This window comes from Collinsella sp. TF09-1AT (genome assembly GCF_003436895.1).
GTDB lineage: Bacteria > Actinomycetota > Coriobacteriia > Coriobacteriales > Coriobacteriaceae > Collinsella.
This window is the reverse complement of sequence record NZ_QSRC01000003.1, coordinates 207403-222413: the sequence shown is the minus strand read 5'-3', so window position 1 is coordinate 222413 and position 15011 is coordinate 207403. Positions and strand designations below refer to the sequence as shown.

Genomic DNA, 15011 nt, shown 5'->3' with positions numbered 1-15011 from the left:
CAAAAACAAAAACCACCACAAAGGGGACAGGCACCTTTGTGGTGGTTTCCCTTGTGGTGGTTCCAAGTGTAAAGCCTTCTACGACCGGCAGTCGCTAGACAAACAGCACGTGCGCGAGCAGGGCACACACACACGCCGCGACAAACACCAGCGCCACGACCGAAATCACACGATCGGCCATGTCCATGTTGGCCCGATTCGTAAAGAACCGATCTTCGGCGGCGTCGACGCGTGCCTCGCGCACCAGCTCGGCCGCAAGATCGCGACCGTCAAGCGTCTTTGCGTCCATGGTTTTCTCCCCAGACTCATTTCCCGTCATTGCAAACCTGCCCGTTCACAGTCAAATCTCAGGTGTCGATTACGGGCGCTCGTTGGGAGCCAGACGCTGCATCTTGCTCACGGCCTTAAACTTGGTGAACAGCGGCACGTACTCAAAGTTCACGTTGGAGTTCTCCAGGCCGTACCAGCGCGCAGGCGTGCCAGCGGCGCGGCGGATGATGTACTTGAGCGTAATGGCCGTACGCTCGCTCGGCTCCACGTCGCTTTCGGGCGCCAGAAGCTTGCGGATCGTAACGAACTTGAACGTACCGATGTTGCCCGGATCCTTGTAGACCGAGTAGTCATGCGTCTGCGGCGGCAGCTCGCCGCTGGCTGCCAGATCCTGAACAACCTGGCGCAGATAGGCGTTAACGCGCTGGTTGATCTTGTAGCCCAGGTACAGATGCACGCGGAACACGTAGTCGGTGCCGAACGTCTCGACCGAGTAGGCAAAGGTATGCGGCTCGTCCATGGTCTCGACATTCACGAACCACCAGGCGCGAGCGCGCTTGGGGTGCTTATCCAGGATGGAGTAGACGATATCGCGGTCGATATAGTCGGTGTTGGTGTCCTTGGTCAGGTACACGATATTGTCGCTCATGAGCTCGTAGCGGTCGTCGTCGCGCAGGCGCTTGAGCTGCGGCAGGTAGCTGCGCAGCGGCAGCAGCGTAAACTGGCGCTGCTCGACCGCCGTGCCGTTGTACCAGCACACCATAATGCTCATGATGAGCGCGGCCATAAGGATGGTGAAATAGCCGCCGTGGAAGAACTTGGTGAGCGAGCTCACAAAGAAGAAGCCCTCGAGCATGAGGAAGAAGACGGCAAAGATCCACGGCGCAACCTTGAGCTTGCGCTCCACGTGCAGATAGAAGAAGAGCAGCAGCGTCGTGCACATCATGGTCAGGGTAATAGCCAAGCCGTACGCAGCCTCCATGTGCGCCGAGTTCTGGAACAGCAGCACCACGATAACGCAGCCCACGAGCATGACGTTGTTGACCATGGGGATGTAGAGCTGACCCTTGGTCTCGGCAGGATAGAAGACCTGCATATGAGGCATGAGGTCCAGGCGGCTGGCCTCGGACACCAGCGAGAATGCGCCGGTGATGAGCGCCTGCGAGGCAATGATGGCGGCGATGGTGGAAAGGCCGACGGCAAAGGGACGCAGGCTCGGGGTGAGCATCTGGTAGAAGGGGTTGAGGTCGGCGATGCCCATGAGCTCGGGGTTGGCAGCGTTGTTGATAAGCCACGCGCCCTGACCCATGTAGGACAGCAGCAGGCAGCACTTAACGAACGGCCAGGTGGCGTAGATGTTGCCGCGGCCCACATGGCCCATGTCGGAATAGAGCGCCTCGGCACCGGTGGTGGCGAGGAAGCAGCTGCCTAGGATCATGATGCCCGCATGGTTGTTGGGGCTCAGCAGAAAGCCGATGCCGCGCAGCGGGTTGAGGCACAGCAGCACCGCGGGATGCTGGAAGACAAAGAACAGGCCCGTACCGCCCAGGAACAAAAACCACAGCGTCATGATGGGGCCAAAGGCGTGACCGATCTTGGCCGTGCCGATGCGCTGCACCAAGAAGAGCGCAATGATAATGGCAAGCGTGATCGCGACAACGCGACCCTGGTCGTCACCGAGCACGGCGTGGACCGCCGGGATGGTGCGCAGGCCCTCGATGGCAGTGGTCACGGTAACGGCAGGCGTCAGGATGCCGTCGGCGAGCAGTGCCGCGCCACCCAGCATGGCGGGGATGATGAGCCACTTGCCGCAACGCTTGACCAGGCTGTACAGGGCAAAGATACCGCCCTCGCCGTGGTTGTCGGCGCGCAGCGAGATCAGCACGTACTTGACGGTCGTCAGCAGCGTGACCGTCCACACAACAAGGGAGAGCGCGCCGAGCACGAACTCCTGCGTGACGCTTCCGATGCCGCCGTTGCCGGCAACGAGCGCCTTGGTTACATACATGGGGCTGGTGCCGATATCGCCGTACACCACGCCCAGCGTGACGAGCATCGCCGAGATGCTCACAGGAATCGCAGCGTGAGAAGCTGCCTCCTTGGCCTTTTGTTCCATAAGCCGGTTTCCTCCCAACTTTAATGTTCGAAGGGATTATAGGTAATCGGCCCATGTTTGAATGGCGCCGTTTTCCCAGCTAGATAAACATTTATACGGCCTTTAGGCCACCACGGCGATATGGAATGTGACAGAGGGACTTTCCCTTTGTCACATCGCCGCATTCGTTACTTGCCGAGCCAGTTTTTGAACCACCACTCCATGGAACGGCTCATCTCGGCCATAAAGGGGCTCGTGTGCTTGCGGGTGTAGATATCCACCACGCGCTCGCCTGCCTCGCGGGCATGCGGACGGAACATCGCGTCCATCTCGGCCACCTGCGCGTCCATGGTCGCGGTATCGGCGCGGCGGTAGCGCTCCTCGTGCACCAGGTTCACCACGGGATGCGCGATTGCCGGACGCTCCTTGCGGGGCGTGCCGATGATGAGCATCGACAGCGGCATGGTATAGGGAGGCAAGTCCAGCAGCGAGGCGACTTCCTCGGCATTCTCGACGACATCACCGATGTAGCAGCTCCCCAGCCCCAGGGCCTCGGCAGCGACCACGGCATTTTGCGCGGCGATCACGGCGTCCTGCGCCGCGATGGCAAAGTCACCCAGACCCGGTGCACGACGGGGCGCCTTGCCCGTGCGCTCGACAAACTCGGGCTTAAAGCAGCCCACGTGCTCAAACAGATCGATCCACTTGGCATAATCGACCACAAATATGAGTGCCCAGGGCGCCTTGGCGATCATGGACTGATGATCGCACAGGTCGGCGAGGCGGTCCAATGTGGCCTGCTCGCGAATGCTCACGATGGAATACATCATCATGGCGCCCGCCGACGGCGCGCGACTCGCCGCATGCAAAATCGCCGCCCGCTGCTCGTCAGTCACCGCCACGGGACGGTCGTCGTCATCACGCGCGAAGGCACGCGTAGACGAGCGATGCTCCAAGATGTCCAGCACTGTGTTGCCCGTAGTCTCGACCGGATAGCCGCACGTATCCACGCCCGCAGCTCCGCCGCAGTACTCGGCGCCTGTCATACAAACCTGCTCGCTCATCGCCCTACCCTCGCCATTTCTTTAAGAAGCCTTTACGTTTCCGTGTAATTCCCGTCCATTATCGCGCAGGTCGCCACTACATTGCGCCACACCGCCACACGTGCGCGTTAATATGGCTGGTTGTGCGCAGCCACCAATTGCAGCGCATATCTTGCTAACAATCGGGTGAACCCCCGCTTTCGTAGGTTTTAAGTTTGTGAGGAGTCTCAGCATGTTCGCAGCCGCCATCTCGCTCGTCGGTCTTGCGGCGACCATCTACCTTGTCTTGCGCGAGGCCAAGGCCATTCGCGCTCAGTCGGGCACCGTTGCCAAAAGCGCTCTTGGGTGGAGCGTCGTCTTCGGCCTGTTCCAGCTCTTTTTGACCATTTGGGGCGCCATTGGCCTCGTCGCCCAAAACGAGCCGCTCGCCTTTGTGATGCTCATCCTGACCAACGCCATCCTTACCGGCTGCGCCTGGGCCAGCATCGCCCGCGACCGCATCGCCCCGCGCGTCTTTGCGTTTGCCGGGCCCGACGCTCCCGCCCCCACCGGCAAGCTCGCCCGCCTGCGCGGCGCCTTTGTGGGCAAACCGCTCGTCGCCGCCGTCCTGTGCCTGCTGCTCGCCGGCGTCTTTGCGCTGCTGGGCATGGAGGTCTCGTCCAACCACGACTTTACCTGGGTCTATCCCCTATGCATCCTGCTCGAGTGGGCCATCATCACCGTGCTCATGGTCGGCCTGTTCTTCCTGTTCCAGCGCCATGGCGCAGCTCCGGCCGTCCTGGCCTTTGCCCTCTTTATCCTGGGCATTGCCGAGTTCTTCGTCATCACGTTTAAATCCATGCCCATCCAGCCGGGCGACCTTTCGGCCATCTCCACTGCCGCCGCAGTCGCCGGCAACGGCTACACCTTCTCCATCTCGCTGTTCTGCGTGCTGTCCATGGGCTTTACCGCCATCGCCATGCTGCTATGCGAGTACGCCGGCCTGGTGGCACCGCACCGTCAGAAGGGTGCCGCCAACGCCAAGCGCATGCTGCTCACCAACCTGCTCGTGGCGGTACTGTGCCTGGGCGGCGCGACCGCACACGTCACGCTCATCGACTACTACAACACCCTCGGCATCACCGTCTACACCTGGCGCCCGCTCGAGAGCTACTGGCGCGAGGGCTACCTGCCTGCCTTTATTAGTGCGGCACAGTCCATTAAGCCGCCCAAACCCGCCGACTACTCCGTCGACGATGCCAAGGCCACGCTCAAAAAGTACGCCAAGGCCTACGACAAGTCCAACGCGGCCAAGAGCGACGAGCGCGCCGCCGCAGAGGAGCAGTTCGACAGCGAGAAGCCCACGGTCATCGCCATCATGAACGAGACCTTCTCGGACCTGTCGATCTATCAGAACATGCGCGCCGGCTACGAGGGTCCGCAGTACTTTAAGAGCCTGTCCAACTGCCTCAGCCGCGGCAAGCTCTATGTAAGCGCCTACGGCGGCGGTACCGCCAATACCGAGTTTGAGTTTATGACCGGCAACTCCATGGCCAACCTGGGCTCGGGCGTGTACCCCTACACCATCTACAACATGGAAACGACTGGGAACCTGGCAGAGCAGTTCAAGTCGCTCGGATATTCCACCACGGCCATGCACCCCAACCACGCGACTAACTGGAACCGCGAGAACGTCTACAAGGACTTTGGCTTTGACCAGTTCCTGTCCATCAACGACTTCCAGGGCGCCGATACCCTACGCGGCATGGTGACCGACCAGGCTACCTACGACAAGATTCTTGAGCTGCTCGACCAGAACGCCGATCCGCAGTTTATCTTCGACGTGACCATGCAGAACCACTCGGGCTACGACACGGGCCTGCTGCCGGTCGACAAGCAGCTGCACCTGAACATCGACACGACCGACCTGGACACCAAGACCGTCGAGGACGGTACGCTCTCCGATGTCGACGAGTATGTTTCGTGCATTGAGCAGTCCGACCAGGCGCTGCGCTACTTCCTTAACGCCTTGAGCAAGCTCGACCGCAAGGTGGTCGTGGTGTTCTGGGGCGACCATCAGCCGTTCTTCCCGTCCAAGTTCAACGATAAGTGGTTTACCGACGAGGACGACGCCACGCACCAGGAGCGCTTGTGGCAGACCGATTACATCATTTGGGCCAACTACGACGTTGCCGGCTGCGACCAGACGAGCGAGGTCGACGACCTGTCCACCAACTACCTGTCTACCCAGCTGATGCAGCTGATCGGCGCCCCGCTGACCGACTACCAGAAGGCGCACATGACGCTGCGCGAGTCGCTGCCCGCTATCAACTCCGTGGGCTACGAGGACGCCAGCCTGCGTTGGGCGCTTTCCTCCAACGTCACCGGTGACGACGCCGCTGCCGCAGCCGCCATCAAGGCGCGCGAGGATTACGCGAAGATGCAGTACTACGAGATGTTCCGCGACGGCAAGAACGTGTACACCGAGCACTTCCAGACCGAGGCCAACGAGACCGACCCCAACCTGGCACCGGGAACAACCAAGATTAAGTAGCGGGTCGCTCATAACTGAAACGTCTGTCCGGACGGAGGCATATAAGGTTCCCTGCTCGGACAGTCCTGCGCAAGACGGAGGCCACATTAAGTGGCCTCCTTTGCGTGCGGAACTCGCGATGAACCTTATATGCCTCCGCCCGGACAGACGCCCAGTTGCTGGAACGCGGCTTGTCATCGGGGTGATGGAAAATGTCGCCCCAAACGCTTGCAGTGGTTGCGTCCACAAGTGTCAAGAAAAAGCCTCGAGAATCTCGAGGCTTTCACATTTGTATTGTTTTGCACGAAGGACCGCGAACGGCGAAGCTACTCTCCCAGCACGGCCTTCTTGGCGGCTGCAGCCATGTTGTCCAGGTCTTCCTTGGTGGGATGGCCCTTCGCGGCAACCCAGTTGTCGAGCAGCATCTTAAATCGGACGTTATCGGGATCTTGCTCGAGCATGGCCTCGTAGCGCTGCTTGACCGCGGGGCCCATCTTGCCCTGGCACATCGCCCAGCCCGCAAGCTCGGCATCCCCAGCCAAATTGGAAGTTACGCGATCAATAATCTGCTGGTAATAGCTCTGGTCGGCCCCAAAGCCGCAGGTGCCAAACAGGAAGACGCGCTTACCGTGCAAGGCGGAGAGCAACGCCGCGACCGAAGGCGTGCACGCGCCCTTGTCGCACCAAAAACCGACGAGCACCGTGTCGGCCGCGCAGGCGCCCTGCGCCTCGAGCTCAACCTGATCTGCGTCCGCATCGTCGCTCAACGCCGCAGCGTGGACAAACTCAACGCCCGCAGCCTGCAGAGTGCGCTTGATCGCACCCGAAACCATCCTGGTATTACCGCTCTTGCTGTTAACCACCAAAGAGCACGTCGTAGTCACGTTGCCTCGTTTCCCCCGAAACTCGAGCCATTAATGCAATTTATTAGATGAATATCTTAGTACTAACGTGACAGATGTAAACCATCTGCCGCTAATCGGTATTCCCTACTGGGCGAATTGGCTGCGGTAGAGCTCGGCATAGAAGCCGCCTGCCGCTATCAGCTCGTCGTGCGTGCCGCGCTCGATAATCTCGCCGTCGCGCATGACCAGAATGCAGTCAGCGTTGCGGATCGTCGACAGGCGGTGCGCCACCACAAAGCTTGTACGGCCAGCCATGAGCTCGTCGAATGCCGCCTGCACCTGCAGCTCGGTGCGCGTATCGATGCTCGAGGTCGCCTCGTCCAGCAGCAAGATCGCCGGGTCGGTGAGCATGACGCGCGCGATGCACAGCAGCTGCTTTTGACCCTGGCTAAACGTGCCGCCGTCCTCGCCGATTACCGTGTCGTAGCCGCCTGGCAGCTGCACGATAAACTTGTGCGCGTGCGCACGCTTGGCGGCTTCGATGACCTGCTCGCGCGTGGCTCCTGGGCAACCGTAAGCGATGTTATCCGCCACCGTGCCCTCGAACAGCCACGTATCTTGCAGCACCATACCAAAGGCGCGGCGCAGGCTTGCGCGCGTGTAGTCACGCGAAGACCGGCCATCGACCATGATGCGTCCGGCATCGATATCGTAAAACCGCAGCAGCAGGTTGATGAGCGTCGTCTTGCCGCAGCCTGTGGGGCCGACCAGGGCAAAGCGCATGCCGGGTTTGGCCTCGATGCAAATGTCCTGCAGCAGCTTGCGGTCGGGCACGTAGCTAAAGTCCACATGCTCAAAAGTCACCTCACCCTGCGGGGCAGCAAGTTCCACGGCATCCGCCGCATCAGGCTCCTGCTCGCGCGCATCGAGCAGCGCGAACATGCGGCGCGCCGAGGCATACGCCGTCTGGATCTGCGTAATGACGTTGGTGACCTCGTTGAACGGCTTGGTGTACTGGTTAGCATAGGACAGGAAGATTTGCACGCCGCCCACCGTGAGCGCCGCGGGCACGCCCGTGATCACGCCCACGCAGCCGATCACAGCGACCACGGCATAGATGATGTTGTTGATAAAGCGCGTGCCGGGGTTGGAGAGCGAACCCATAAACTGCGCGCGCTCGCCCGCGGTGTAGAGCTCGGCATTGAGGGCATCGAAGCGCTGCTGAGCGCGCGGGCCGTAGGCGAAGGCATCCACGAGCTTCTGCTCGCCCACGTATTCCTCGATATGGCCGCCAAGCTGACCCTGAATGCGCTGTTGAGCCGTAAAGCTTTTGTTGGAGAGCTTGGCGATGGTGCCGGCGGCAAAGATGGAAAGCGGCGTGACGAGCACCACCACGAGCGTCATGGTCAGATTGATGGAGAGCATAAACGCGAGCGTGCCCACAATGGTGATAACGCCGGTAAAGAGTTGTGTGAAGCCTTGTAGCAAGCCATCGCCGACCTGGTCGACGTCGTTGACCACGCGGCTCATAAGGTCGCCGTGGGCATGGCTGTCGATAAAGCCGAGCGGCATGCGGCTGAGCTTATCACTCGCCTCCACGCGCATGTCACGCACCGTCTCGTAGGACAGGCGGTTAACGCAGTAGCCCTGCAGCCACTGGAAGGCCGCGGCTCCCACCACGACGAGCGCGAGTTTGGTGACGAGCGGCAGCAGTGCGTCGAAATCCACCTGGCCCGCGGCGACGATGAGGTCGATGCCCTCGCCAATGAGAATAGGTGTGTAGAGCTGCAAGATAACGGAGATGGCGGCGCTCACAAACGACGCCGTAAACGAAATACGGTGCGGACGGACGTAGCCCATCAGGCGGCGGGTCACCGCGCCCACGGGATAGCGCTCGGGGTCGCCGGGCTGGCGTGGGCCGTCGCCCAGGTCGTTGAGCTTGTCGTTGCCGGACACATTGGCCGTCATCGTGGCGACCGAACCGGAGGAAGTATACGGATTCATCTAACAGCCCTCCTTTGCGCAGACAAATACAGGGGCGCCTAGGGCGGACGCGGGCCCTGGGGTGGGCGCGGGCGCCGCACTCCTCTGCTGGCCCTCGAGCTCCTCGCGGCGCAGCTGCGACTGGCAAATCTCGCGATAGAGCTGGCAGCTTGCATACAGCTCGTCATGCGTGCCCAGACCCGCGACCGAGCCGTGGTCGAGTACGCAGATCATGTCGGCGTCGCGCACGGTCGAGACGCGCTGGCTTACGATGACGGTCGTCAGCGGCAGCCCGCCCTCGGCGGCACCGCGCACGCTGCGCTCGCGAATGGCATGGCGAAGCGCCGCGTCGGTCTTAAAATCGAGCGCCGAGGCGGAATCGTCCATGATCAGGACCTGTGGCGAGCCCACCAGGGCGCGCGCGATGGTCAGGCGCTGGCGCTGGCCACCACTAAAGTTCTTGCCGCCCGCCTCGACCGGGGCATCGAGCCCCTGCAGCTTGTTGCGCACGAACTCGCTGGCCTGCGCCATATCGAGCGCCGCCCAGAGCTCCTCGTCGGTTGCCGCCTCGTCGCGCCAGGTCAGGTTGTTGCGGATGGTGCCGCTCACCAGCGACGCGCGCTGCGGTACGGTCGCAACCACATGGCGCAGCTGATCGAGCGGCCAAGTGCGCACGTCGGTACCCATCACGCTCACACTGCCGGTGCCCGCATCATACAGGCGCGGAATAAGCGAGACGAGCGTGGACTTGCCACTGCCCGTGCCGCCGATGATTCCGAGCGTCTTGCCCAGCGGCAGCTCCAGGGTCACATCGTCGACGGCATTTGCCGCGCCCGCGCCAAACGAAAAACTCGCATGGTCAAAGCTCAGCGCGGGGGCCGGGGCGGCATTGCCCGTCGCGCCCGGCTTGGGCAGTGCGACCGGCTCGTTGTCCTCGTCAGTGATGCTCGGCACGCAATTGAGCACCTCGTTGATACGCGACGCGCTGGCGCTCGCCTTGGTAAAGACCACGACCAGGTTGGCAACGTACACGATGGAGGTGAGGGTCTGCGTCATGTAGTTTACAAACGCCATAACCTGACCCTGCGTGAGCTCGCCCACGTTGACCTGGATGCCGCCCACCCACAGGATGGCGCACACGCCTAGGTTCATCACCAAAAACGTGACGGGGTTGAGAATCGATGAGAGCTTGCCCACCGCGATGGCAGTATTGGCCTGGTCATCGGCGGCTTGGGCAAAGCGCTCACGCTCGTGGTCCTCGCGCACGAAGGCACGAACCACGCGGACGCCCGAAAGACCTTCGCGGCAGATAAGCGCGATGCGATCGAGCTTTGCCTGCAGCTGCTTGTAGTAGGGAATGCAGCGCGCCATGACAAACCAAAACACCAGGCCAATGGCGGGTGTGCAAATCAAGAAAATCACGCCAAGCTTAAGGTCGATGGCGAGAGCCGCGACCATGGAGCCCACCGCCAAGAAAGGCCAGCGGATAAGCATGCGCACGCCGAGCGCCACGGCAAGCTGCACCTGGTTGACGTCGTTGGTGATGCGCGTGATGAGCGACGGCGTGCCAAAACGGTCGAGCTCGGCATAGCTCAGCTTATTGATGTGCTCGTAGAGCGCGCCGCGAATGTCGGTGCCCATGCCCTGCGAGGTGAGCGCCGCCATCTTTTGGCAGACGAGCGTAAACGAGATGCCGATCACAGCCATGGCGCCAAGTACCATGCCGTAGTGGATAACGGCATTCACGTCGTGCGAGCCAATGCCCTTATCGATCATCTGGGCAATCACCAGCGGCGTCAGCAGGTCAAAGATCACTTCGATCAACTTGCACGCAGGGCCGATCACCATATATCGGCGAAACTTACCACCAAAACGCCTGAGCAACTCAATCATGTATAGGCGCTCCCTATCATCATCCACATTCAATTCGAACCATGATAGTACGGTGAGCCCAAAAGAAGCGTAAACAACTCGTCATTTCTAATGGGATTCGGTTTTCAGAGGAGCATACGCGCACACCCAGCCAGTGGCGGGCCAATCGCTTGGTATACTTACATTAGTGCTACCAAGTTAGTCGCCGACCCTGGAAATGAGGTGTCGAGATGAACGACATTCTCGCGAGAAGAGCAAGACGAACAACCTTGGGCATCGCCCTTTCCGCGGCACTTATCGCGGGAATCGCCCCTGCAACGGCGATCGCGGCGGAAACCAGCTCCCCCACCGGTGCAGTTACCTTGCAGACGAATGCAGCAAGCGACAATCCAGCGGCCTCGAGCGAAACCCTAGCTGCCGAAAAAGACAAAGCATATGCAGCTATGCAGGAAGCACTCAAAAACCTCGAAGCCGCAAAAGAGGCCGCAAGTCCCGAAAAACTTGCGGAAGTCGATGATGACATTGCCGCATTTCAAGAACTCTACGACATGGTGGCGGCGGACGCCGCCAAATGGAGGGAACCCCTTCCCGCCATGCAAGCGAACGTCGATGCAGCCCAAGCCAAATACGATGAGGCCCACAACCGGACAAGCGGCCTTCAGGCAGAATTAGATAAGGCAATCGACGACGGAGCTTCTAACGAAACTATTAAGCAGTTGCGAAGTGAGATCATGTCGGCAGAAAGGCGAGAAAAATCTTGTGAAGATGATCTTCACCACTGCCAACGCCGGCTCGAAAGCCAGGAAAGACAGGTTCAGCGTTTCGAAAGTGAGGCGGAGAAAGCCAAAGCCCACATCGATGAGGACGTAGCCAAGCGAGATGCGCTCCTCGACGATTTGGAAAAGGCGCAAGCGGCCTATGACGACGCCTGCAAAGCATACGAAGAGGCAAAGGCCGCGGCAGACAAGGCCACCTCGCCCGAGATAACGAAACCGACCGAGACAGTGCCTCCCTCCGGCTCAGCGCAACCCGCCGAACCGGCACCGCCCGCCAGCTCGCCCGCGACCGGCAAAGGCGCCACGCCGAGCTCCACCAAGCAAGCGAACGCGAGCAGCGGCAAGCCCGGCAAGCTCGCAAACACGGGCGACACTGCACCGAGCGCAATCGCACTCGCAGCAGTCGCCGCCGCAGGCCTCGGAATAACCGCCACGGCTACACGCCGCATCAAGAACTCAAAATAGCTGCCAGCGGTTATTGTCTTCGCCAATCCACAAGCCCATAGACAAAGAGGCCCGTTTCCCCAACCAAAACCAGGGAAACGGGCCTCCTTACTTGTAAAAACAGATGGCAACGCCGCCGTCTCTTGAACCACGTAGCCATTGATGTCTTGGCGCAGTCAGCGAGCGCCATCCAGAGCGAACAAGTTGGCATGAAAAAGGCAAGGCATAGACCTTCTGGTCATGCCTTGCCTTTTGAATGACAAATTGTCGCTCTGGGTGGCGCGCAGCGTCGAGCATTGCGCGGTTTGGTAAAACCGCGCAAAAAGAAAGCCCGTGCGCTCGATGGATCCGGATGCCCGACAGAGGCTCCTTATGGCTGCTTCCTTCCGGACCTGACCAGATTCGGAACATGTCGTCATCCGAACCCATCGAACGCGCTAGGCGCTCGATATATCTTACCCGCTCCCGCCCGATGGGGCAAGACAGCTAATTTGGGACGGGGCTTTTTTGACTACTTTTTGACTGGTGGGTAGTCAAAAAAGCCCCGTCCCAAAATGACTACTTTTCTAGAGGCGGCCGAGGTCGTAGGCTCGCGCGGCAGACTCGCCGGCGCAGATGAGGTTGGTTGCGGCTTCTTGCGGATCGAGTGCCCGCTCCAGGTCCATGGGCTTGCGACAGATCGGCAGGACAAGGTCGATACCCTGCTCGTACACCGCATCCAGGTTGTCGGCACGACCGCCCACGACGGCAACAACCGGCTTGCCATAGCGCTTGGCACGGCGGGCCACGCCCACCGGCGCCTTACCGGCGGCGGACTGCTCGTCCATATTGCCCTCGCCCGTTATGACCAGGTCGACATCGCGTACACGTTCGTCAAACCCCACGAGATCGAGCACCGTCTCCACGCCCGAGCGTAGCTCCGCACCGAGCGCCAGCAGCGCGGCACCCAGGCCGCCGGCGGCACCTGCGCCGGGCACGCCAAGCACCGAGCCAAATGTCCGTGCGCCCTCGGGTGCGCGCAACAACCCCTGGGCTCGAGCCTCGACAATTGCCGTATCGAGCAGACGACCGTAGCCGACCATCCAGCTGTCGCACCTGCTCAGCGCCTCGGCGTCACCCGTCGGCAAGCCTTTCTGCCCGCCAAACACCGCCAATGCGCCCCGACGCCCCACGAGCGGATTCTCGACATCGGAAAGCACCACGACACGCGCACCGTTCAGCGCCCGAAGCGCTGGCGCCAAATCAACGCTCGCCACCCGCTCAAGGCCGGCAAGACCGGGGGCGACATCGCAGCCCTGGTCATCGACCACACGCGCGCCCAGCGCCTGCAGCATGCCGGCCCCACCGTCGTTGGTAGCACTGCCGCCCAGACCAATATAGATAGTCTTTGCCCCAGCACGGACTGCGCGAAGCATGAGCTCGCCCACGCCATAGGTCGAAGCCGCCAACGCCGCCGACTCCGTACAGGGCGAATACCCAATACCCGCCGCCTCGGCCATCTCAATAACAGCCGACTCGCGCTCGCCGTCCACCAGCATCCGAGCAGACACGCGTTCGCCCAAGGGACCTGCCACCTCGCAGGTCGAGAGCTCACCACCGCATGCGGCGATAGCATCGAGCGTTCCCTCGCCACCATCTGCCAGCAGCAATGTGCACACCTCGGCATCGGGCCAAACGCGGCGCATGCCTTCGGCAACGGCCTCCTCTGCCTGCGCACTCGACACGCTACCCTTAAAGGAATCAATCGCCAGCAGCACACGGCGGGGCCGGCGGCATGCGACACCAAAATCGACCGCCTCAACGGCAATATCTTCGGCACACGCGAGTGCCTCGGCATGAGCGGCATGCGCCTCGAGATCGCCCCCACAACCGCAGCCAGCACCATCGGTGCCACGCAGCCCACTAAAATAGCTGCTCAACACCTCACGACACTCGTCTACCAGGACCCCAGCCGCCACGGTAAACCGATGATTCAGGCGCGAATCGGCATTCAGGTCGTACAGCGAACCCAGTGCGCCGGCCTTGGCATCAGCCGCGCCATACACGCAGCGCCCCACGCGCGCGTTGACCATAAGCCCCGCACACATGCAGCAAGGCTCGAGCGTCACGTAGACCGCGCAATCGGAAAGACGCCAGCGACCGAGCGACTGAGCGGCAGCGCACAGGGCCGCGAACTCTGCATGCGCCGAAGGGTCCTGGTCGAGCTCGCGACGATTATGCGCCCTCGCGACGATCTCGCCGTCGCGCACTACCACGGCTCCGATGGGCACCTCGCCCACCGCAGCGGCGGCGCGAGCCTCCGCCAGCGCCTCGCGCATGAACTTCTCGTCGATTTCGGTGATCGTCATCGTTCGCCTTCCCTGTTGCAGATTCAAAACGATGCTATCATTACGACTCACGGAGAGATGGCAGAGCGGTTGAATGCGGCGGTCTTGAAAACCGTTGAGCGCGAGAGCGTTCCGGGGGTTCGAATCCCCCTCTCTCCGCCACTTTTAGCGATGCACCGGCGTCATGGTCCGCTCGAACAGCGCATCGACAACGTCAGCCATCTCGGAGCGACGCTCCAGATCGTGACCCGATTCCCACCACATAGTAAAGAGCCGAATAATGCCGCCGGCGACAAACTCAGCCGTCGTGTCGAGCGGCACGGGCGCAAGCGCGTCCTCGTCTAGCGCACTCATCACACGCTCGCGGATAGAGCGGGCAATGCGATCGCAAATCATGCTGGTCAGCATGCCCGACATGCTGCTCGCCAAAATGTTGTCCATGAGCTGCTCATGGGCCAGAATCAGGTCCATGGCGTCGGTGAACACCTCGTGGCGAAGCACGCGCACGTCGTCGGCCGACACCGTGCCGCCCTCGCCAGCCCGCTTTTGCGGCAAACCCGACATAAGCTCATCGATATAAAAGGCAAAGTAATCGTTCTTGTCGCGAAAGTGCTTGTAGAACGTCGTGCGGCGAATCATGGCGCGGTCGCACAGCATGGCAACCGTCAGGTCCTCAAATCGATGCTCCTCGAGAAGCTCGGTGAAGGCATCGAACAGGGCGCGGTAGGTTTTCTTAATGCGAAGGTCCACTGGTATCGCCATCCTCAGGGTAAAGACAACACTCGTCAATCTGTCGCATATCTTACACCTGTACCTCGCGCGCTTTGCCCCGGTGCCAACCCCG

At 61.1% G+C, this 15011-nt stretch carries 10 protein-coding genes, 1 tRNA gene and 1 other RNA gene; 3 read left to right on the top strand and 9 right to left on the bottom strand.

What is annotated here, in order from left to right:
* Positions 1–94 precede the first annotated feature (94 nt).
* The 3 genes from DXC90_RS04150 to DXC90_RS04140 all read right to left on the bottom strand — a co-directional run bounded on the left by DXC90_RS04150 (position 95) and on the right by DXC90_RS04140 (position 3429).
* Positions 95–289 (bottom strand): hypothetical protein, encoded by a 195-nt coding sequence (locus DXC90_RS04150; protein WP_117734879.1) that lies wholly within the window; start codon positions 287–289, stop codon positions 95–97.
* A gap of 69 nt (positions 290–358) precedes the next feature.
* Positions 359–2386, bottom strand: a complete 2028-nt coding sequence (locus DXC90_RS04145; protein WP_117734878.1) for a KUP/HAK/KT family potassium transporter — start codon at positions 2384–2386, stop codon at positions 359–361.
* 167 nt (positions 2387–2553) lie between these two features.
* Positions 2554–3429, bottom strand: a complete 876-nt coding sequence (locus DXC90_RS04140) for a nitroreductase family protein (RefSeq protein WP_117734877.1) — start codon at positions 3427–3429, stop codon at positions 2554–2556.
* Between the two features lie 211 nt (positions 3430–3640).
* Between DXC90_RS04140 and DXC90_RS04135 the strand changes: the two genes are divergently transcribed.
* Positions 3641–5941: an LTA synthase family protein gene (locus tag DXC90_RS04135; protein ID WP_117734876.1), complete on the top strand. Its 2301-nt coding sequence runs from the start codon at positions 3641–3643 to the stop codon at positions 5939–5941.
* 305 nt (positions 5942–6246) lie between these two features.
* On the opposite strand, the gene bilS is transcribed toward DXC90_RS04135, so the two are convergent.
* From bilS to DXC90_RS04120, 3 genes are all read right to left on the bottom strand, one after another.
* Positions 6247–6804 (bottom strand): flavodoxin family protein BilS, encoded by a 558-nt coding sequence (gene bilS, locus DXC90_RS04130; protein WP_233502151.1) that lies wholly within the window; start codon positions 6802–6804, stop codon positions 6247–6249.
* A 105-nt stretch (positions 6805–6909) separates the two neighbouring features.
* Complete coding sequence (locus tag DXC90_RS04125; RefSeq protein WP_117734874.1) at positions 6910–8769, bottom strand: ABC transporter ATP-binding protein; 1860 nt, start codon at positions 8767–8769, stop codon at positions 6910–6912.
* Positions 8770–10641 carry an ABC transporter ATP-binding protein gene (locus DXC90_RS04120; RefSeq protein ID WP_233502150.1) on the bottom strand — a complete coding sequence of 624 codons (1872 nt, stop codon included), beginning with the start codon at positions 10639–10641 and terminating at the stop codon, positions 8770–8772.
* Positions 10642–10850: 209 nt separating this feature from the next.
* Here DXC90_RS04120 and DXC90_RS04115 point away from each other — a divergent pair, with 209 nt between their 5' ends.
* A complete protein-coding gene (locus DXC90_RS04115) occupies positions 10851–11861 on the top strand; it encodes a hypothetical protein (RefSeq protein ID WP_117734873.1) in 1011 nt (336 codons plus the stop codon).
* Between the two features lie 315 nt (positions 11862–12176).
* Here the strand turns inward: DXC90_RS04115 and ffs are convergent.
* Together ffs and tadA are read right to left on the bottom strand one after the other, a co-directional pair.
* An RNA gene (gene ffs, locus DXC90_RS04110) (signal recognition particle sRNA small type) lies at positions 12177–12272 on the bottom strand.
* 134 nt (positions 12273–12406) lie between these two features.
* Positions 12407–14188, bottom strand: a complete 1782-nt coding sequence (gene tadA / locus DXC90_RS04105) for a tRNA adenosine(34) deaminase TadA (protein WP_117734872.1) — start codon at positions 14186–14188, stop codon at positions 12407–12409.
* A gap of 51 nt (positions 14189–14239) precedes the next feature.
* On the opposite strand from tadA, the gene DXC90_RS04100 reads away from it, so the two are divergent.
* Positions 14240–14329: transfer RNA gene (locus DXC90_RS04100), tRNA-Ser, on the top strand.
* A 3-nt stretch (positions 14330–14332) separates the two neighbouring features.
* Here DXC90_RS04100 and DXC90_RS04095 read toward each other — a convergent pair.
* Positions 14333–14917: a TetR/AcrR family transcriptional regulator gene (locus DXC90_RS04095; protein ID WP_117734871.1), complete on the bottom strand. Its 585-nt coding sequence runs from the start codon at positions 14915–14917 to the stop codon at positions 14333–14335.
* Positions 14918–15011 lie beyond the last annotated feature (94 nt).

Coding starts and splice junctions, on each gene's coding strand:
- tadA (WP_117734872.1), bottom strand. CDS start 14,188: ATGACGATCACCGAAATCGACGAGAAGTTCATGCGCGAGGCGCTGGCG.
- DXC90_RS04125 (WP_117734874.1), bottom strand. CDS start 8,769: ATGAATCCGTATACTTCCTCCGGTTCGGTCGCCACGATGACGGCCAAT.
- DXC90_RS04135 (WP_117734876.1), top strand. CDS start 3,641: ATGTTCGCAGCCGCCATCTCGCTCGTCGGTCTTGCGGCGACCATCTAC.
- DXC90_RS04150 (WP_117734879.1), bottom strand. CDS start 289: ATGGACGCAAAGACGCTTGACGGTCGCGATCTTGCGGCCGAGCTGGTG.
- DXC90_RS04145 (WP_117734878.1), bottom strand. CDS start 2,386: ATGGAACAAAAGGCCAAGGAGGCAGCTTCTCACGCTGCGATTCCTGTG.
- DXC90_RS04140 (WP_117734877.1), bottom strand. CDS start 3,429: ATGAGCGAGCAGGTTTGTATGACAGGCGCCGAGTACTGCGGCGGAGCT.
- DXC90_RS04120 (WP_233502150.1), bottom strand. CDS start 10,641: ATGATTGAGTTGCTCAGGCGTTTTGGTGGTAAGTTTCGCCGATATATG.
- DXC90_RS04115 (WP_117734873.1), top strand. CDS start 10,851: ATGAACGACATTCTCGCGAGAAGAGCAAGACGAACAACCTTGGGCATC.